The organism is Bradyrhizobium sp. 17 (assembly GCF_023073515.1).
GTDB lineage: Bacteria > Pseudomonadota > Alphaproteobacteria > Rhizobiales > Xanthobacteraceae > Bradyrhizobium > Bradyrhizobium canariense_D.
Map to the genome: position 1 here is coordinate 1 of NZ_JADPJQ010000036.1, position 18,050 is coordinate 18,050.

17 protein-coding genes are annotated in these 18,050 nt (G+C 64.9%); 6 read left to right on the top strand and 11 right to left on the bottom strand.

Translation table 11 applies throughout. The features are described 5' to 3' along the window. Positions 1-227: 227 nt before the first annotated feature. Complete coding sequence (locus tag IVB13_RS06590; RefSeq protein WP_247295839.1) at positions 228-1,616, bottom strand: FAD-dependent oxidoreductase; 1,389 nt, start codon at positions 1,614-1,616, stop codon at positions 228-230. Positions 1,617-1,808: 192 nt separating this feature from the next. On the opposite strand from IVB13_RS06590, the gene IVB13_RS06595 reads away from it, so the two are divergent. After that, positions 1,809-2,786: a YiiX/YebB-like N1pC/P60 family cysteine hydrolase gene (locus tag IVB13_RS06595; RefSeq protein WP_018459587.1), complete on the top strand. Its 978-nt coding sequence runs from the start codon at positions 1,809-1,811 to the stop codon at positions 2,784-2,786. 103 nt (positions 2,787-2,889) lie between these two features. Here the strand turns inward: IVB13_RS06595 and IVB13_RS06600 are convergent, their stop codons facing one another. Continuing rightward, positions 2,890-3,165 carry a metal-sensitive transcriptional regulator gene (locus IVB13_RS06600; RefSeq protein ID WP_007598521.1) on the bottom strand — a complete coding sequence of 92 codons (276 nt, stop codon included), beginning with the start codon at positions 3,163-3,165 and terminating at the stop codon, positions 2,890-2,892. A gap of 51 nt (positions 3,166-3,216) precedes the next feature. Between IVB13_RS06600 and IVB13_RS06605 the strand changes: the two genes are divergently transcribed. Next, a complete protein-coding gene (locus IVB13_RS06605) occupies positions 3,217-5,652 on the top strand; it encodes a heavy metal translocating P-type ATPase (RefSeq protein WP_247295837.1) in 2,436 nt (811 codons plus the stop codon). Positions 5,653-5,952: 300 nt separating this feature from the next. Here IVB13_RS06605 and IVB13_RS06610 read toward each other — a convergent pair whose 3' ends face one another. Together IVB13_RS06610 and IVB13_RS06615 are read right to left on the bottom strand one after the other, a co-directional pair. Beyond that, positions 5,953-6,900: a hydroxymethylglutaryl-CoA lyase gene (locus tag IVB13_RS06610; protein ID WP_018459589.1), complete on the bottom strand. Its 948-nt coding sequence runs from the start codon at positions 6,898-6,900 to the stop codon at positions 5,953-5,955. Continuing rightward, positions 6,897-8,090, bottom strand: coding sequence for a CoA transferase (locus tag IVB13_RS06615; protein WP_018459590.1), 1,194 nt, complete (start codon positions 8,088-8,090; stop codon positions 6,897-6,899). The genes IVB13_RS06610 and IVB13_RS06615 overlap by 4 nt, the downstream gene beginning before the upstream one ends. A gap of 192 nt (positions 8,091-8,282) precedes the next feature. Between IVB13_RS06615 and IVB13_RS06620 the strand changes: the two genes are divergently transcribed. Then, complete coding sequence (locus IVB13_RS06620) at positions 8,283-9,023, top strand: sulfate transporter family protein (RefSeq protein ID WP_018459591.1); 741 nt, start codon at positions 8,283-8,285, stop codon at positions 9,021-9,023. 219 nt (positions 9,024-9,242) lie between these two features. Further along, the gene (locus tag IVB13_RS06625; protein ID WP_018459592.1) at positions 9,243-10,034 is read left to right on the top strand and encodes a phytanoyl-CoA dioxygenase family protein; all 792 of its coding nucleotides are present in this window, start codon (positions 9,243-9,245) and stop codon (positions 10,032-10,034) included. 52 nt (positions 10,035-10,086) lie between these two features. On the opposite strand, the gene IVB13_RS06630 is transcribed toward IVB13_RS06625, so the two are convergent. Genes IVB13_RS06630 through nth form a run of 3 tightly spaced genes read right to left on the bottom strand, consistent with a single transcriptional unit; the run spans position 10,087 to position 13,616 of the window. Then, positions 10,087-11,706, bottom strand: a complete 1,620-nt coding sequence (locus tag IVB13_RS06630) for an MFS transporter (protein ID WP_247488061.1) — start codon at positions 11,704-11,706, stop codon at positions 10,087-10,089. Further along, on the bottom strand, positions 11,693-12,829 hold the full coding sequence (locus IVB13_RS06635; protein WP_026233848.1) for an HlyD family secretion protein: 1,137 nt from the start codon (positions 12,827-12,829) through the stop codon (positions 11,693-11,695). Before IVB13_RS06635 ends, IVB13_RS06630 begins: the two co-directional genes overlap by 14 nt. Positions 12,830-12,863: 34 nt before the next feature. Further along, positions 12,864-13,616: an endonuclease III gene (gene nth / locus IVB13_RS06640; RefSeq protein ID WP_026233849.1), complete on the bottom strand. Its 753-nt coding sequence runs from the start codon at positions 13,614-13,616 to the stop codon at positions 12,864-12,866. A 22-nt stretch (positions 13,617-13,638) separates the two neighbouring features. Between nth and IVB13_RS06645 the strand changes: the two genes are divergently transcribed. Together IVB13_RS06645 and IVB13_RS06650 are read left to right on the top strand one after the other, a co-directional pair. Continuing rightward, positions 13,639-14,172: a DUF2244 domain-containing protein gene (locus tag IVB13_RS06645; RefSeq protein ID WP_018459597.1), complete on the top strand. Its 534-nt coding sequence runs from the start codon at positions 13,639-13,641 to the stop codon at positions 14,170-14,172. 56 nt (positions 14,173-14,228) lie between these two features. Next, entirely contained in the window at positions 14,229-15,125 is an 897-nt protein-coding gene (locus tag IVB13_RS06650) for a bifunctional helix-turn-helix domain-containing protein/methylated-DNA--[protein]-cysteine S-methyltransferase (protein ID WP_018459598.1), read from the top strand. Positions 15,126-15,219: 94 nt separating this feature from the next. Here the strand turns inward: IVB13_RS06650 and IVB13_RS06655 are convergent, their stop codons facing one another. From IVB13_RS06655 to pyrF, 4 genes are all read right to left on the bottom strand, one after another. Next, a complete protein-coding gene (locus tag IVB13_RS06655; protein ID WP_018459599.1) occupies positions 15,220-15,843 on the bottom strand; it encodes a 2,3-bisphosphoglycerate-dependent phosphoglycerate mutase in 624 nt (207 codons plus the stop codon). Between the two features lie 81 nt (positions 15,844-15,924). Beyond that, complete coding sequence (gene dapB / locus IVB13_RS06660; protein WP_247488064.1) at positions 15,925-16,740, bottom strand: 4-hydroxy-tetrahydrodipicolinate reductase; 816 nt, start codon at positions 16,738-16,740, stop codon at positions 15,925-15,927. A 258-nt stretch (positions 16,741-16,998) separates the two neighbouring features. Next, positions 16,999-17,310, bottom strand: coding sequence for a DUF1330 domain-containing protein (locus tag IVB13_RS06665; RefSeq protein WP_247488066.1), 312 nt, complete (start codon positions 17,308-17,310; stop codon positions 16,999-17,001). A 23-nt stretch (positions 17,311-17,333) separates the two neighbouring features. After that, the gene (gene pyrF, locus IVB13_RS06670; protein ID WP_018459602.1) at positions 17,334-18,044 is read right to left on the bottom strand and encodes an orotidine-5'-phosphate decarboxylase; all 711 of its coding nucleotides are present in this window, start codon (positions 18,042-18,044) and stop codon (positions 17,334-17,336) included. Positions 18,045-18,050 lie beyond the last annotated feature (6 nt).

Genomic DNA, 18,050 nt, shown 5'->3' on the forward strand with positions numbered 1-18,050 from the left:
GCCATTGGCCGAAAGGCGGGCAATCTCGCATCGATCGTCAAGGGAGAGCTGTTTGTAAGTCCGCCCCATGACAACACCTCCAGATGGAAGTGTTGCACTTCGTTTGTGAACTCAGGGGACCCATTACCCCAGCGTTTGTAGCGCGAGCTGGCCACCACAAGTCTTCGCCAAACGACTTCTGGGGTCATGGGTCCTGGATCTGCGCTGCGCTTGTCCAGGTCAATTGCCTATTGCCGCGGCGCTCGCCGCTTCTTCGTGGACTGCGTCGGGACGTCGGCCGGCTCGTCCTTGAGCGCGCCGATCTTGCGCAAGGCCGCGTCCGCGGCGCGCTCGCCGCTTTCCCAGGCGCCGTCGACGGTGCCCCAGAGCGTCTCGTGCGTGGCTTCGCCGGCGAGGAACATGTTGCCGATCGGCTCGGCGAGGATTCTTCGCGAGAACTGACCGCCGGGCGAGGCCGCCGACATCGCACCCATCACGAACGGCGAGGCGTTCCAGCGCGTCACGCTGGCTTTCTGCACGGCTGCGGCGACCTCGCTGCCGAACAGCTTCGTGATCCATTCTCTGGCGAAGGCCGTCATCGCCTTCTCGCCTTGCTGGGTGAGATCACGGCCGAACGAGCCGCCGACATCGATCGAGCACAGCGAGGAGCCGCCGATATTGGCGAACATCAGCGCCGTGCGCGTCGAGTTGCTCTGCTCGATCAGGATGTCGTCGCGCGACAGGCCGAGCGGATTGCCCGGTAGCTGCAGCACGATGTGATCGTAGCTCCCGAGCGTGAGCTTTGATGCGGCATCGAGCGTGCGCTTCGGAATGTCAGGCCCGAACTTGATCGCGCCCGAGGTCAGGACATTAGTCGAGACCGTAATGATGGCCGCGCGGGCGGCGATCCTGCCGGCCTGTGTCTCCACGCTGACGTCGCGATTGCTCCAGACGATCCGGCTCGCCGGTGTCGACAGTGCGACCGGCGCCTGCTCACCCAGTTTGGTGATCAGGGTCCCCAGGCCCTGGCGGCAGGCGATCGCGGCGTTGCGATCCTGTGCACGCGCCTTGTCGATCACAGACAGCTCCTTCAGGTCCTTGCCGGCGAAGCTCGCACCCAACATGAACTCGGCCGCCCCGGCCCAGTCGCCGAGATCCTTCGGCAGCACCGAGGCGCAGGCGGTATCGAGCTTGCCGCGCGCGGCCTCGTCGATGGCGCGGTTGGCCCGGACCAACGCCGCCAGGAACTCCTCGGTCTCGCCGGCCCGTGCGTTGCGGCGGCCGATGCGCATCTTCTGGCCTGAGGGCGCCGGCAGAACGTCGAGCCCGGCACTGCGCGCCAGCCGGATCATCGGATTGGTGTCGGGATTGTGCATCCAGCGCGCGCCGCGATCGAACGGCGTGTCGAAGGTGGTCGTATCCGTGATGCAGCGGCCGCCGATCTGCGACGCAGCCTCCACCACCACGACCTTGCGATTGGCCGCCATGATACGCCGCGCCGCGGCAATTCCCGCCGCGCCCGCGCCGATCACGACAATGTCAGCCTCGCGCGGCAGGGTCGCGGCGGTTGCGCGCAGGACCGGCATCGCGGCAAGGCCCGCCGACGCCGATAGGAAGCTGCGGCGCGTGATTGTCATGTCATGGTTTCCGGAGACTTGCGGCAAACGGGAACAGCTAGCGAACCTTGCCGTATCTGATGTTGCGCGGCAACCATCATGGTGAATCAATCGTGCTTGATGTCACAAATCGATGAACCGAATTGCAACACGTTCCGACCATGGTAGAGAAGAGAAAAAGACGGCCGGAAAAGGCCGTGGGGGAGTTTTGAAATGGGGACGGTCCTGGACTCAGTCGGCAAGCTGATTGCCGCGTACCTCTCGAAGGAGGTGCCGGGCTATGAGCCGTTCACGCCGAGCGACCCGGAGCATCTGCGCGGCGTCATCGAGCCCGGCGACGTGCTGCTGGTCGAGGGCAACAACCGCATCTCTGGCATCATCAAATATCTGACGCAGTCGACCTGGTCCCACGGCGCACTCTATGTCGGCCCGATCGAGGGTGCGGAAGAGCCCGACGGCGAGCCGCACGTGCTGATCGAGGCCAATATCGGCGAAGGCGTCACCTCCGCGCCGCTGTCGAAATATTTTCCCTATCACACCCGCGTCTGCCGCCCGGTCGGGCTGTCCTATGAGGACCGCACCACGGTCTGCCGCTATGCAATCAACCGCATCGGCTTCGGCTACGACACCAAGAACATCGTCGACCTGATGCGCTTTCTGTTTCCGCTGCCGATCCCGCAGCGCTGGCGGCGGCGCATGATCTCGATCGGCTCGGGCGATCCCACCAAGATCATCTGCTCGGCCCTGATCGCGCAAGCGTTCGACGCCGTGCGTTACCCGATCCTGCCCAAGATCACCAAGGCCGGCAGCCGTGCTGCCCGCCGCGAGATCCTGCACATCCGCGATTCCTCGCTCTACATGCCCCGCGACTTCGACATCTCGCCCTATTTCGAAGTCGTCAAACCCACCATCGTGCACGGCTTCGACTACACCGCCTTGCACTGGGCCGACAAGCAGAAGCCGCTCGAGGAGGTAGCCGGCACCTTCGGTGTGTTTCCAGAAACGTTCCGTGCGCCGCCGCTCGTTCCTGAAACGATTGACGAAGAGGCGCCGATTCCGGCTGAAGAAGTGAGCGCGCACCCAGCGGAGACGGTCGATCGCGTCACCGTCTCGGAGCGCTTCCGGCGGCTGAAGAAGCTGGCCATGGACCGCCCAAGGCGGCGCGGTCGGGCGCGCGAACGGGCGGCGTAGCCGTCGCTCCACTATCGTCATTGCGAGCGCAGCGAAGCAATCCAGGTCTCTGCCTGAGCAGTCTGGATTGCTTCGTCGCTACGCTCCTCACAATGACGGCGATCTACCGCTCCGCCCGCCCAATCACCGCCATCAGCTCCGCGATCTTCTCGCGCTGGTCCGCCTTGTCGCCGCTCGCGATCGCATGCTCGACGCAATGGGCGACGTGATCTTTCAGAACCTCTTCCTCGACCCGGCGCAGCGCGGCGCGCACCGCCGAGATCTGCGTGACGATGTCGATGCAATAGCGGTCTTCCTCGACCATTTTCGAGAGGCCGCGAACCTGCCCCTCGATCCGGCCGAGACGTTTTCCGACGGATGCCTTGATGTCCTTGCGCATGCGGACTATATACCCCCCTGGGGTATCACTTTGCAAGGCCGGAGCGTGGCAATGAACGACGCCGAACACGAGCACCATCGCAAGCCGGAAACACATTCCGGCTGCGGCTGTTCCAGTAAGGCTGTCCCGGTCGAGAAGCCCGCGGCTGCCTCATGCTGCGGCGCGCACGGCTATCACGCGCATGACCACCGCGCCGCGGCAAAAGTCCGCGATCCCGTCTGCGGCATGACGGTCGATCCCGCGACGTCCAAGCACCGCTTCGATCATCACGGCGCGACCTTCCATTTCTGCTCGGCCGGCTGCCGCAGCAAATTCGCCGCCGACCCCGCAAAATATCTCGCCAAGGACAAGACACCCGAGCCCGAGATGCCCGCAGGCACGATCTACACCTGCCCGATGCATCCGCAGATCCGCCAGGCCGGACCCGGCACCTGCCCGATCTGCGGCATGGCGCTGGAGCCGGAAGTGGCGAGCCTGGAGACCGGTCCCAATCCCGAGCTTGCCGACATGACGCGGCGGTTCTGGATCGGCGGCGCGCTGGCGCTGCCGGCCGTCGTGCTGGAGATGGGCGGCCATCTCGCGGGCCCGCACAATTGGATCGATGCGACGCTGTCGAATCGGATCCAGCTCGTCTTTGCAACGCCAGTGGTGCTGTGGGCCGGCTGGCCGTTCTTCGTCCGCGGCTGGCAGTCGCTGCTGACGCGCAACCTCAACATGTTCACGCTGATCGCGATGGGCACGGGCGTCGCCTATGTCTACAGCCTGATCGGCACCATCACGCCGCAGATTTTCCCGGCCACCTTCCGCGGCCATGAAGGCGCGGTCGCGGTTTATTTCGAGGCCGCGGCGGTCATCACCGTGCTGGTGCTGCTCGGGCAGGTGCTGGAGCTGCGCGCACGCGACGCGACCTCAGGTGCGATCAAGGCGCTGCTGCAGCTCGCTCCGAAGACCGCGCGCCGCGTCGATGCCGACGGTAGCGAGCATGAGGTCGAAATCGACGCCCTTCATGCCGGTGACAGCCTGCGCGTGCGGCCGGGCGAAAAAGTGCCGGTCGACGGCGTCATTCTGGAAGGCCGCTCCTCGCTCGACGAGTCGCTGGTAACAGGCGAATCCATGCCGGTCACCAAGGAGACGGGCGCGAAGGTGATCGCCGGCACGCTCAACCAGTCCGGCAGCTTCATCATGCGCGCCGAGAAGGTCGGGCGTGAGACGCTGCTGTCGCAGATCGTGCAGATGGTCGCGGACGCGCAGCGCTCGCGCGCGCCGATCCAGCGTCTCGCCGACCAGGTCGCGGGCTGGTTCGTGCCGGCGGTGATCGCCGTTGCCGTCATCGCGTTCGCAGCCTGGGCCTGGTTCGGACCGGAGCCGCGGCTGGCCTTCGGCCTCGTCGCCGCCGTCAGCGTGCTGATCATCGCCTGCCCCTGCGCGCTTGGCCTGGCGACTCCGATGTCGATCATGGTCGGCGTCGGCCGCGGCGCGCAGGCAGGCGTGCTGATCAAGAACGCCGAGGCGTTGGAACGGATGGAGAAGATCGACACGCTGGTGGTCGACAAGACCGGCACGCTGACCGAGGGCAAGCCGAAGGTGGTCGCGATCGTGCCGGCGGCCGGCTTTGCGGAAGATGACATCCTCCGCTTGGCCGCCAGCGTGGAGCGCGCCAGCGAGCATCCTCTGGCCGACGCGATCATGCGCGCGGCGAAGGAGAAGCAGCTCGCGCTGGGCCAGGTCGAGCAATTCGATTCGCCGACAGGCAAGGGCGCCACCGGCAAGGTCGACGCCAAAACCATCGTGCTCGGCAATGCCAAATATCTGATGTCGATCGGCATCGACACCAAAACGCTCGATGGCGAGGCCGAACGGCTGCGCGGCGATGGCGCGACCGTGATCAACATGGCCGTCGACGGCCGGCTCGCCGGCCTGTTCGCGATCGCCGATCCGGTCAAGGCTTCCACGCCGGAGGCGCTGAAGGCACTCGCGGCCGAAGGCATCAAGGTCATCATGCTGACCGGCGACAACCGCACGACGGCGGAGGCTGTCGCGCGCAGGCTCGGCATCGCCGATGTCGAGGCCGAGGTGCTGCCGGATCAGAAGAGCGCGGTGGTGACAAAGCTGCAGAAGGCCGGCCGCAGCGTCGCGATGGCTGGCGACGGCGTCAACGACGCGCCAGCGCTGGCCGCAGCCGAAGTCGGCATCGCCATGGGCACCGGCACGGACGTGGCGATGGAGAGCGCCGGCGTCACCTTGCTGAAGGGCGATCTGACCGGCATCGTGCGTGCGCGAAAATTGTCGCAGGCGACGATGAGCAACATCCGGCAAAACCTGTTCTTTGCCTTCATCTACAACGCCGCAGGCATTCCGATCGCGGCCGGAATCCTTTATCCAACGTTCGGCGTGCTGCTGTCGCCGATCATCGCCGCGGCCGCGATGGCGCTGTCCTCGGTCAGCGTCGTTGGAAACGCGCTGCGGCTACGGGCAACGCGGCTGTGAGCGAGCGCCTTCTCTCTCGCACCGTTCACGAAACGCGGTAAGATGCGCGTAGCCTGGACGAAGCGGAGCCGACGAAGGCACGCCAGCACGCGCACCGGCATGAGTAGATTTGCCGCGCAGGCGGTGCGTTCCCCTCTCCCCTTGTGAGAAAGGGTGGCTCGCCGCGAAGCGGCGAGACGGGTGAGGGGTATGTCTCCGCGACTACTTTCCTTCGAGCTTGCGGAGAGAGACCCCTCATCCGGCGCTTCGCGCCACCTTCTCCCGCAAGGGGGAGAAGGGAAGGGCGTTCCGCTTGCGGATTTAAGCCGCCTTCGCCGCGCTCCCACCCGGCAATCCCGCCCGAGCGAGGCCGCCGTAGAGCTGCTCGTTCGGCATCTCCTCGCGCAGGATCCTGCGCACCGTGATCAGCTTCTCCAAATCGATGCCGGTCGCAAAGCCCTTGCTCTCGCACAGGAACACGAGATCCTCGAACACGACATTGCCGGTCGCACCGGGGGCGAAGGGGCAGCCACCGAGGCCGCCGAGCGAGCCGTCGAGGATCCGCGCGCCTTCGTCGAGCGCCGCGGCCGCGTTCGCGATGCCCATGCCGCGGGTATCGTGTAGATGGATGCAGATCGGCTTCGACCCTGCGAGCTTCACCGCGGCGCGCGTCAGCTCCGCCACCTGCTTCGGCCCGGCATAGCCCACGGTGTCGGCGATGCCGACGAAATCGACACCGGCTTCGAGGCATTTGTCGACCAGCCGCAGCACTTCTGCAGGGTCGACCGCCCCGGTGATCGAGCAGCCCAGCGCCATCGAGATCGCCGCGTTGACGAGCGGCTTGTGGCTGGTGGCATCGCGCATCTCGCACAGGCGTTTCAGATTGGCGATGGCGGACTCGCGCGAGCGGTGCGCATTGGCCTGGCTGTGCTCTTCCGTCGCAGAGACCACGGAGGCGATTTCGCCGACGCCGGATTCCAGCGCCTCGTTCACGCCGCGTTCGTTGAGCGCAAGCGCGATGCCATGCGCGCCGGACAATGAAGCGACGGTCGCGACGACATCACGAACATCGACGAATTGCGGAAAAGTCTTCGCCGGCAGGAACGAGCCGACCTCGAAATGCCGCACGCCAGCGGCATATTCCTCGCGCACCCAGCGTTGCTTGGCGTCGGTGGACGGAATTTTCTTCACGAGCTGGAGCCCGTCGCGCAGGCCGACTTCGCGCAGGCTGACGCGTTCTGCGGGGTAAATCTCCTGAATCCGGCTCATCCGCGCCTCCCTGTTGTTTTTGACGTGACATCTTCATTTTCATTGTCGATCTCGGCGCGAACGGCCGCAGTGTCGGCGCCGAGCGGCGCGACCCTCAGGCCTTCGCCGATATGGCTGCCGTTCCATTCGATCGGCAGCGCCGGCACCCGGAACGGCTTGCCGTCGGCGGTGACATTGTTGACGAGCCCGCCCGGCCGCAGCACATGCGGATCGGTGAAGAGATCCTCGGGCCGGTTGATCGGCGAAAAGCAGATGTTGAGCGCATCGAGCCTCTCGGACAGTCTTGCCACGTCCCACTGCCTGATGATCCCGGCCGCGCGCGGAATGATCCGGCCACGCGCCAGGATGCGATCGGTCGTGGTGCGCAAGGCGGGATCATCGAGGAATTCAGTCAGGCCGAACTCGCGGCAAAAGCTCTGCCAATGGCCTTCGGTGACGACGCCGATGAAGATGCGCTCGCCGCCGGCGGTCTCGAAGATGTCATAGATTGGCCAGGCATGCTCGCGCTCCGGCATCGAGCGCGGCTTGTTCCCGGTCATCTCGTATTCGACCATGTGCTGGGCAACCAGAAACAGGCAGTTCTCGAACAGGCCGATGCGGATGTCGGCGCCGTCGCGTTTTCCTCCGCGCTTCTGATAGAGCGCCGCGAGGATCGCGATCACACCGAACATGCCGCCCATGATGTCGTTGGCGGACGAGCCGACGCGCTGGGGCTTTTCGCTGGTGCCGGTCATGGCGGCAAGGCCCGCCATCATCTGCACCACCTCGTCGAGCGCGGGGCGGTGCTCGTAGGGACCGGAGAGGAATCCCTTGTGGCCGGCAATGATCAGACCCGGATGCCGGCGGCGCAATTCGTCCGCGCCAAGCCCCTGCTTACCGAGCTGGCCGTCGCGAAAATTCTCAAGGAACACGTCGGCGGTCGCCAGCAGCCGGTGCATGGTGTCGCGATCCTCAGTCTTCTCGAAATCCAGCACCACGCTGCGCTTGCCGCGGTTGAACAATGGGAAAAAGGCGGTCCCCATGCCCCCCAAGCTCCGGGTCTTGTCGCCCGCAGGCGGCTCGACCTTGATCACGTCGGCTCCGAGCTGCGCCAGGATCATGCCGCAGGTCGGGCCCATGACCATGTGGGTCATCTCGACCACGCGCACGCCTGCAAGCGGCAATCCGTCCGCCGATTCTTCCATCGCCATATGCGCCTGTTCCTTTGCCGCGCTGGTTCCGCTTGTTGTCAAGCGGGTTGGTGGAGCAACGGTCTTGCCGAATTCATCGTGGCTTCGTTGATGCCAGCGGTCAATCCGGCCATAAGCGGTGCCGCCGATCTCCCTTGCCGAAGTGGCCCGGGGTGTCTACCTCTCGCGGGTGATTTCGTGAGAGGAACTCCCATGCTGGATGCCGCCGTCAAGGCGCTGTCACAAATGATCTCGCCGCCGATGCGCTCGATCCTGTGGCGGTCGATCGGCGTCGCACTGGTGCTGATCATCGTGCTGGCGATCGGCTTGCAGCGGCTGCTGAGCTGGTTTGCGACCTATGGCGAGGCGTGGCTGGAAGGCCTGCTCGGTCCGGGTTGGCACTCATCGCTCGAGGTGTTGTCCTGGATCATTTCGATCGCCGCGGGCCTCGGCGTCGTGTTCGGGGCTGTGTTCCTGATGCCCGCGATCACCTCCCTGGTTGCGAGCGTGTTCGTCGACGACGTCGCCGACATCGTCGAGCGCGAGCACTATCCGGCGGAGCGGCCGGGGATCGCGCTGCCGTTCAGCCAGGCGATCTACGAGGGCGTCAAGACCGCGCTGCTGACGATCCTGGTCTATCTGGTCGCATTACCGCTGGTGCTTTTCGCCGGCGCCGGTTTCCTGGTCTTCTTCCTCGCCACGGCCTGGCTGCTCGGCCGCGAATATTTCGAGCTCGCGGCGATGCGGTTTCGCTCGCCGGAGGAAGCCAAGGCGATGCGGCGCGACAACGCCGCCACCATCTTCACCGCGGGCCTGTTCATCGCAGCCTTCGTCTCGATCCCGATCGTCAATCTGGCGACGCCGATCTTCGCCATGGCCTTCATGGTTCACATGCACAAGCGGCTGTCAGGTCCGCGGCCCGAGCTGATCGAGCCGGCGCGGCAGATGCGGTAGGTCAAGCGGACTTGGCGGCGCGCTCGTACGACGCCCCCTCGTAGAGGCGCTCTGCGTCCCGCTTGTCTTGATTTTGCTCTCCGCCGCCGTAAGGTACGCAGCATGATTTTCATGTCCACATTCTTCCCGCTGATCTGAGCGACCAAGTCGTTCCGGCGTATCGCGCCAATCAGATCAAGACGGCTGCGCTGACGCGGTGGCCGAACGGAGAAATGTGCAATGCCCAAAACCGAGCGCATCGGCGTGACCTCTCATCGGGTCCTAAACTTCATCGACGACGGTTTCATCAAGATCGAGAACGCCTTCAGCACGCACCTTGCGGAACAATGCAGGGACGAATTGTGGGCGGATATTGGTCTATCGCCACACGAGCCCGAAAGCTGGACCCAGCCGGTCATTCGGGTGGGATCCAAGACCTCGCCACCATTCATTGAAGCCGCCAACACGCCGATCCTGCACGAAGCCTATGACCAACTCGCGGGTGACCGCCGCTGGATCGCGCCCAATGCGCTCGGAACTTTTCCGGTCCGCTTTCCCTCACCGGAATCCCCTGGTGATGATGGCTGGCATGTGGACATGAGTTTCGGCTTCGATAATCCGGATTTCATGCAGTGGCGCGTCAATGTGAAGAGCAGCGGACGCGCATTGCTAATGCTCTTCCTGTTCTCGGGCGTAGGCCCTGAGGATGCGCCAACGAAGATACGGAAAGGTTCGCACGCCACCATCGCCCGGGAGCTGCTGCCCTATGGCGATGCAGGCGCAACGCTGGAGCAGATCTCTGCCAACGGTTACGCTTCTACGGAAGATTGCGACGTTGAACTGGCAATCGGTGCGGCAGGGACCGTTTATCTCTGCCATCCATTCCTGGTTCACGCCGCGCAACCTCACCGGGGGAAGCGCCCGCGTTTCATGGCACAGCCGCCGCTGCTGCCAACAGGCGAGTTCGACCCGGCGTTGCCACCCTCGCCGGTTCAGATCGCCATCCGTCGGGCTTGTGGTCTGACGTTATAGTCAGAGCCAACCCGGACCGTCGCTCGGCGCGTGGGTCGTCTGGATCCTGAACCTACGTCAGGGGCACTCCGCATCTGCGCAACAGCATCCTGGCGAAGCCGAACGGCGCCGGCGTGAACGGGCCGGGCGGGGCACGGGTGACTAGGGCGACGACGCCGAGCGCCGCCATCGCGACCCAGAAGCACAGCCAGAAGCCGTCGATATAGGCGAGCACATTGGCCTCGCGCTGGACGAGGCCGGCGAGCGTACCGACCGCGCGTGCCTGTGCCGAGCCGGCACCATGGGCCGCAAAATGGTCGGCGAGCTGTTTCAGCATGCGGACCACGTCGACGTCGCCGACACCGAGATTCTGGCCGAGATAGAAGGAATGGATCTGCTCGCGGACGCGCAGCCACGTCCCCATCAACGCGACGCCGATCTCGGCGCCACCGAGCCGCATGATCTGGATATAGGCGGCAAACGAGGTCGCACGGCTCGGATCGGAGTTGGACAGCAGCGTGATGATCAGCGGCAGCAAGGTCAGCGACTGCCCGATCGCCTGGAGCAGCACGATGCCCGCGAAATCCTCGCGCGCCCAATCATGGCTGAGCTGCGTGCCCCAGAGATTGGCGGCGGCGAAACAGGCAAATCCCACGACCACCACCGTGCGCGTATCGAAATGCCGCAGCAGCCAGATCGAGAGCGGCACCAGCACGAACATTGGCAAGGCGCCATAGGTGAGCAGCAGCAAGCCACTCTGCTCCGGCCTGAGCAGGGCGATGGTGGCGAGGAAATTCGGCACCAGCGACGCGTTGGAGAGGCTGGTCAGCGTGTAGAGCAGGATCAGGACCAGCCCCAGGCCGATATTGCGCGAGAACAAGACGTTCACATGCGCCCAGGGCTGCCGCACCAGGGACTCGTTGACGAGGAAGCCCGCGACCAGCACCGCGCCGGCAATGATCAACGCCATCACAGTCCCCGACCCCAGCCAGTCCAGACGGTTGCCCTGGTCGAGCCCGGCATAGATCATCGAGACGCCGGCGCCGAGCAGCAGCATGCCGCCCCAATCGGCGTCGCGCAGCTTCACCGGCTCGTTCGGCGTGCCCCAATAGACCATCAGGCCCATCAGCGGCGCGATCAGGACGCTCTGCCAGTACAGCCATTGCCAGCCGAGATGGTCGACATAGAAGCCGACCAGCGAGCTCGATGTATCGAGCGCGAAGCCGACGCGGATCGAATAGATCGAGATCGCCGGAAGCCACCAGCGGATCGGTAAATTGCGGAACACGATCATCAGCGTCGCCGGCACGAAGGTGCCGAGCAGGAGGCCATGCACGACGCTGAGCGCGAGCAATGTCGGATAGTCGTGCACGAACGGGATGATCAGCGAGACCGCGGCATAGACGAGGCTGGGGATACCCAGCACGCGACGCAGGCCGAATACGGTGGCAAGCCAGGCCACCGCGGGCGCGATGAAGATCTGCGAGCCGATGCCCGCCGTGGAGAGCCATGCGCCTTCGTCGAACGAGAGCGAGAACGCGCCGCGCAGGTCCGGCAGGCCAATCGTGGTCAGCCGGCTGTCAAAATTGGCGAGGAACGAGCCGAGCAGCACCGCCGCCACCGCAAACAGCGGCTGCGGGGCGACGCCGCCGCGCGAGAGCGGTCCGCGACTGGAATCGTCATTTTCCGCCATTGCCGGCCTTGGTGTCGATGCTGGTGACGACCGACATGCCCGGCACCAGCCGCGCCAGCAGCGGCTGGTTGTCGTCGAACTGGATGCGCACGGGAATGCGCTGCACGACTTTGGTGAAGTTGCCGGTTGCGTTGTCCGGTGGCAGCAGCGCGACCTGCGCGCCGGTCGCGGGCGCAATGCGCTCGACCCGGCCGCGCAGCTTCTCGCGCGGGAAACTGTCGACGGTGATCTCGACCGGCTGACCCGGTGCGACGTGGGTAAGCTGGGTCTCCTTGTAATTCGCGATCACATAGACCTTCGGCAACGGCACGACGTTGATGAGGTTGGTGCCGATGTTGACGTAGTCGCCGGGCTGGACCTGTCGCTCGCCGACGACGCCATCGAACGGCGCGGATATCTTGGTGTAGCCGAGCTTTAGCTTCGCGCTCGCCAGCGTCGCCTTGGTCGCTTCGAGATCGGCCGCGCGCTGCTTCCTGGTGCCTTGCAGGACTTCGAGCTGATGCTGCTGGGCCGCGATCACGGCGCGGCTCGCGCGCACGTCGGCCTGCGCCTTGGCATAGCCTGCGACCGCCTGTTCGAAGCGCTGCCGCGTACCGGATTCGGTCTGCGACAGCGACTGCTGACGCTCCTGCTCCTGCCGCGCCTCGACCTCCACGGCTTCGGCCGAGAGCCGCGCGGCTTGCGCCTGCGCAATCGTCGCATATTGCAGCTCGATCTGGTTCGCCAGATTGTCGAGCACGGCCTGCGCAGCGGCGACCGCCGCTTCGGCCTGCGCGACTTGCGTCTCATAGTCGGCAGGATCGATCTGGATCAGGAGATCGCCGGCCTTGACGCGCTGGAAGTCGGTGACCCCGACGGTCAGCACTTCGCCGGAGACGCGACTGGCGAGCCGCGTCAGCTCGGCGCGCACATAGGCGTCGTTGGTGGTCTGGACCACCGAATTGCCGACCCATTCGTCGAAGCGCTGCGTTGCAAGCGCGACGAAGCCGAGCGCGACGATCACCGCGAACAGCGGAATCGCGAGCCGGCTCCAGAGCGAACTCGCCGGTGGCTGCGTTGGCTTCGGTGGCGGCGGCGGTGTAGCAGGAGGTGGCGATGGCGAGATTTGTTCCTGCTGACTCACGCTAGACTCCAAACCACTTTCCCGAACGCTATTTTCAGACCGTCTTTTCCGGCCACCGGCAGAGATCGTTGATCAGGCAAACCTCGCAGCGCGGCTTGCGCGCGAGGCAAGTATAGCGGCCATGCAGGATCAGCCAATGATGGGCATGCAGCATGAACTCGGCCGGGATCACCTTTTCGAGACCGAGCTCGACCTCCAGCGGCGTCTTGCCGGGCGCAAGTCCGGTCCGGTTGCCGACGCGGAAGACATGCGTATCGACCGCCATGGTGTGCTCGCCGAAGGCCATGTTGAGCACGACATTGGCGGTCTTGCGCCCGGCGCCGGGCAACGACTCGATCCCGACGCGCGTGCGCGGCACCTCGCCGCCGAACTCGCTGAGCAGCTTCGCCGACAGCGCGATGACGTTTCTGGCCTTGGTGCGATAGAGCCCGATGGTCTTGATGTACTCGCGCAGGCGTTCCTCGCCGAGGTCAAGCATCTTCTGGGGCGTGTCGGCGACCGCAAACAGCGCGCGCGTCGCCTTGTTGACGCCGGCGTCAGTCGCCTGTGCCGACAGCACCACGGCAACCAGCAGCGTGAACGGATTGACGTGCTCGAGCTCCCCCTTTGGCTCCGGGTTAGCCTTGCGGAAACGGCTGAAGGCCTCGCGGACTTCGGGCGGCGTCCAGGGTTTCATGGCTTTGAGAGATTTCTTGCCGGGGGCCTTGGGCTTCGCGGCGGCCACCTTCGCCTTTTTCTTCGGCACGGACGTTTTGCGGGGGGCCGGCGTGCGGGTGATTTTCGCCATGATCGGGATATACTGAGGGACGATGAGCACAGGCAATGAAATTGAGCGCGAACGATCTGCAAGCGAGGCTGAGCCTCAGATCTTTTCCGCGCGCCTGACGCCGCACCGCTCGCTGAACCGCACCGGCTTCCTCGCCGTGATGCTGTTCCTGAGCGCCGTCAGCTTCGTCACCGGCCTCGTCTTCCTGATGATGGGCGCCTGGCCGGTGTTCGGCTTTTTCGGCCTCGACGTGCTGGTGATCTGGTGGGCTTTCAAGGCCAATTTCCGTGCGGCGCGGGCCAGCGAGGAGATCGTGGTCACGCCATCTGAATTGCGCGTGCGGCGCGTCAGCCAGCATGGCCAGGTCGTCGAATGGACCTTCAATCCGCTCTGGGTTCGACTCGACATGGAAATCGACGAGGATTTTGGCATCGAGCACCTCTATCTGATCTCGCGAGGTCACCAGATCCAGATCGCCCGCTTCCTGGGGCCGGACGAAAAGGCAAGTTTCTACAAGGGTTTGGTTGAGGCCTTAAATGCCGCCAGGCGCGGTCCGACCTACAATCCGGTGACCTGATTTGCGGATCGGAAATCGGGTGGTTTCGTACCCCGCCCCCTCCTACATTTCCAGGCATGATGACACTCGCGATACATGACCAGCGCCTGGCCGGGCCGGGCTCCCAGAACGCCGCGATGCGCGACTATGATTCCGTGCGCCGGGCGATCGCCTTCATCTCCGAAAAATGGCGCACGCAGCCGACCATCGAGGCGATGGCGGATGCGGCCGGCGTCACCCCGGACGAGCTGCACCATCTGTTCCGCCGCTGGGCCTCGATCACGCCGAAGGCTTTTATGCAGGCGCTCACGCTCGATCACGCCAAGGGCTTGCTCAGGGATTCGGCGAGTATCCTCGACGCCGCGCTTGACTCCGGTTTGTCGGGTCCGGGCCGGCTGCACGATCTCTTCGTCACCCATGAGGCGATGTCGCCGGGCGAATGGAAGAACGGCGGCGCCGGCCTCACCTTGCGCTACGGCTTCCATCACTCACCGTTCGGCACCGCGATCGTGATCGCGACCGATCGCGGATTGTCGGGACTCGCTTTCGCCGATCCCGGTGAGGAACAGGTGGCGCTTGCCGATATGACGCGGCGATGGCGGAACGCAACTTACGTCGAGGATCACGAAGGTACCGCACCATTGGCGCAGCGCATCTTCGACACAAAACTCTGGCGGCCGGACCAGCCGCTGCGCGTGGTGATGATCGGTACCGATTTCGAGGTGCGGGTGTGGGAGACCTTGCTGAAGATCCCGATGGGCCGCGCGGTGTCCTATTCGGACATCGCCTGCAACATCAACAGCCCGAAAGCGTCACGCGCCGTCGGCGCCGCCGTCGGCAAGAACCCGGTGTCCTTCGTCGTGCCCTGCCACCGCGCGCTCGGCAAGAGCGGCACGCTCACCGGCTACCACTGGGGCATCACTCGCAAGCAGGCGATGCTGGGCTGGGAGGCCGGGCAGCTGGGGCTGCAGTAAGAGTTGCCACGCGTAAACTGCCCCACTTAGTCGTCCTGGCGAAAGCCAGGACGACACCGAGTGCTTGGCGGGACTCAGTCGCGCGCGAACGTCTTTATCCCGCCAGATCCAGCTTCGATGCCACCGTCGAATCCGCATTGAGCCGGTAGATGATCGGCACGCCGGTGGCGAGCTCGCGCTTCAAAATGCCTTCGGGCGAGAGCTTTTCCAGCACCATGATCAGCGCGCGCAGCGAATTGCCGTGAGCCGCGACCAATGTGCGCTTGCCGTTGAGCACGCCGGGCAGGATCTCCTGCACGTAATACGGCAGCGCGCGCGCCAGCGTGTCCTTCAGGCTTTCGCCACCGGGCGGCGGCACGTCGTAGGAGCGGCGCCAGATCAGCACCTGGTCCTCGCCCCATTTCTTGCGGGCGTCATCCTTGTTGAGACCGGAGAGATCGCCATAGTCGCGCTCGTTCAGCGCGAGGTTCTTCGTCGTCGACAGGCCCTTCTGGTCGAGCTCGCCGAGAATGAGATCGAGCGTGTGCTGTGCGCGCGTCAAGACCGAGGTGTATGCAACGTCGAACACGAGACCCTGCGCCTTCAGCTTGCGGCCGGCTTCCGAGGCTTCCTTGACGCCGAGCTCGGTGAGATCAGGATCCTTCCAGCCCGTGAAGAGGTTCTTCAGATTCCATTCGCTCTGGCCGTGCCGCACCAGCACGAGAAGACGTTCGCTCATCGACTGCTTTTCCGTTTCGTTCGTTGTTTAAGCATGATCTTGTCGGAAAACCGCTTCACACTTTTCCGGATCATGCTTCGTTCAGATGTCGGACAGGCCGAGTACGTCGGCCATGGAGTAGTGCCCCGGCTTCTTGCCATGCGCCCAGAGCGCGGCTTTCAGCGCGCCGTGGGCGAACAGCATGCGATCCTCCGCGTGATGCGACAGCGTCAGGCGCTCGAACGCGCCGAGGAAGCTCACGCTGTGATCGCCGGCCGCGGTGCCGCCGCGCAACGACGCAAAGCCGATGTCGCCGGGCTTGCGTGCGCCGGTGATGCCGTCGCGGCCGCGGTCTGCATGCTCGTCGAGCGCGATGCCGCGGCCGCTAGCTGCGGCCTGGCCCAGCATCAGTGCCGTGCCCGAGGGCGCGTCGATCTTCATGCGGTGATGGGTCTCGACGATCTCGATGTCGAAGCTCTCGTCGAGCGCCTTGGCGACTCGCTTGACCACAGCGGCAAGCAGATTGACACCCAGGCTCATATTGCCGGACTGCACCACGACGGCGCGGTTGGTGACGCTCTTGATCACGGCGTTGTCGGAGCCCGACAGGCCGGTCGTTCCGACCACGTGCACGAGGCCGCGCTCGGCGGCGATCGCGACATTGGCGAGGGTCGCCGCGGGCACGGTGAAATCCAGAATGCCGTCGGCGTCCTTCGACATCGCCCAGAGATCGCCGGAGAGTTTGATGCCATTGGCCGGCAGACCTGCCATCACGCCGGCATCCTTGCCGAGCAGCTCCGAGCCCGGCGCCTCCAGCGCGCCGGCCAGCACCGCGCCTTTGGTCTCGGCAATCGCCCGCGTCAGCGCCCGGCCCATCCGGCCGCCGGCTCCAGCAACGATCAAGCGCATATCGGACATGGTGCGATCCTCTCACGGCCGTTGTAGCGGGGGGATGCAGTTCCGGCAACCGAGGGGGATTAGGGGCAGGTCGCCTGCGGCCATCCTTCGAGACGCCCGCCTGTGGCGGCCCTCAGGATGAGGTCGCGTCTTGCGGCAAGATATCAGACCCTCATGGTGAGGAGCCCGCAAGGCGGGCGTTCCGGACGATGCTCTGCATCGCCGGGCGAACCATGCAGGCCGAGCATTTCGGCAAGAGTAATAAGAGGAGTTCGCGCCTCAGCCGTCTGACGATTGCGGGCCGTCATAGCCCTCGATGACGATGAGGTCGGCGACGGAGTGCGGCTGGCGCACCTTGATGTTGGCCTGGTATTCCGGCGAGTTGTAGCAGGCGATCGCGGTCTCGTAGTCCGGGAATTCGATCACGACATTGCGGGTGCGGCTGGCGCCTTCGACGGTGGTGAACTTGCCGGCGCGGACGACGAAGCGGCCACCCCATTTCTTGAAGATCGGACCATTGGCGACGGCATAGGGCTTGTAGCCCTCGTCACTGCTCACGTCGACGCGTCCGATCCAGTAGCCTTTTGCCATTGTTCTTCTCCCTGTGTTGGTAGTTAGCCGAGCGCTTGCGCGATCTCGGCCTGGATGGCCTCGGCGATCGCCCTGGAGTCCGTGGCTTCCACCACCGGCCGCCCGACCACGAGATAATCCGCGCCGGCCGCAATCGCGCGGCCCGGCGTCATGATGCGTTTCTGGTCGCCGCTCGCGGCGCCCGCCGGCCGGATGCCGGGGGTGACGAGGCTCATCTGGTGGCCGACGATCTTGCGCAAGGCTCCGACTTCCTCGGGCGACGATACCAGCCCGTCGATGCCGAGCACCTGCGCCTGCTGCGCGCGCGCTTCGACGAGCTCGGAGACGCCGAGCCGGAAGCCTGCCGCGTGCAGATCGTCCTCGTTGTAGGACGTCAGAACAGTGACGGCGAGGATCTTCAGGTTCGAGCTGCCGCGACCTTCGACGGCACCCTTCATGGTCTGCGGATAAGCGTGCACGGTGAGGAAGGTCGCGCCGAGCCTTGTGATGCTGTCGACGCCCTGCGCCACGGTGTTGCCGATGTCGTGCAGCTTGAGATCGAGAAAGACCTTCTTGCCCTGGTCGGCGAGCTTGCCGACCAGCGGCAAGCCGCCGGCATAAGCGAGCCGATAGCCGATCTTGTAGAAGGTGACGCTGTCGCCGAGCCGGTTGACCATAGCTTCCGCGGCATCAACGCTGGGCAGATCGAGCGCGACGATCAGGCGGTCTTTCGGGGCAATCTCGGCTGGCGTCATGTCACC

Excerpts from the sequence above, each read along its gene's own strand:
- IVB13_RS06590 (WP_247295839.1), bottom strand. The coding sequence starts at position 1,616 with ATGACAATCACGCGCCGCAGCTTCCTATCGGCGTCGGCGGGCCTTGCC.
- IVB13_RS06595 (WP_018459587.1), top strand. The coding sequence starts at position 1,809 with ATGGGGACGGTCCTGGACTCAGTCGGCAAGCTGATTGCCGCGTACCTC.
- IVB13_RS06600 (WP_007598521.1), bottom strand. The coding sequence starts at position 3,165 with ATGCGCAAGGACATCAAGGCATCCGTCGGAAAACGTCTCGGCCGGATC.
- IVB13_RS06605 (WP_247295837.1), top strand. The coding sequence starts at position 3,217 with ATGAACGACGCCGAACACGAGCACCATCGCAAGCCGGAAACACATTCC.
- IVB13_RS06610 (WP_018459589.1), bottom strand. The coding sequence starts at position 6,900 with ATGAGCCGGATTCAGGAGATTTACCCCGCAGAACGCGTCAGCCTGCGC.
- IVB13_RS06615 (WP_018459590.1), bottom strand. The coding sequence starts at position 8,090 with ATGGCGATGGAAGAATCGGCGGACGGATTGCCGCTTGCAGGCGTGCGC.
- IVB13_RS06620 (WP_018459591.1), top strand. The coding sequence starts at position 8,283 with ATGCTGGATGCCGCCGTCAAGGCGCTGTCACAAATGATCTCGCCGCCG.
- IVB13_RS06625 (WP_018459592.1), top strand. The coding sequence starts at position 9,243 with ATGCCCAAAACCGAGCGCATCGGCGTGACCTCTCATCGGGTCCTAAAC.
- IVB13_RS06630 (WP_247488061.1), bottom strand. The coding sequence starts at position 11,706 with ATGGCGGAAAATGACGATTCCAGTCGCGGACCGCTCTCGCGCGGCGGC.
- nth (WP_026233849.1), bottom strand. The coding sequence starts at position 13,616 with ATGGCGAAAATCACCCGCACGCCGGCCCCCCGCAAAACGTCCGTGCCG.
- IVB13_RS06645 (WP_018459597.1), top strand. The coding sequence starts at position 13,639 with ATGAGCACAGGCAATGAAATTGAGCGCGAACGATCTGCAAGCGAGGCT.
- IVB13_RS06650 (WP_018459598.1), top strand. The coding sequence starts at position 14,229 with ATGATGACACTCGCGATACATGACCAGCGCCTGGCCGGGCCGGGCTCC.
- IVB13_RS06655 (WP_018459599.1), bottom strand. The coding sequence starts at position 15,843 with ATGAGCGAACGTCTTCTCGTGCTGGTGCGGCACGGCCAGAGCGAATGG.
- dapB (WP_247488064.1), bottom strand. The coding sequence starts at position 16,740 with ATGTCCGATATGCGCTTGATCGTTGCTGGAGCCGGCGGCCGGATGGGC.
- IVB13_RS06665 (WP_247488066.1), bottom strand. The coding sequence starts at position 17,310 with ATGGCAAAAGGCTACTGGATCGGACGCGTCGACGTGAGCAGTGACGAG.
- pyrF (WP_018459602.1), bottom strand. The coding sequence starts at position 18,044 with ATGACGCCAGCCGAGATTGCCCCGAAAGACCGCCTGATCGTCGCGCTC.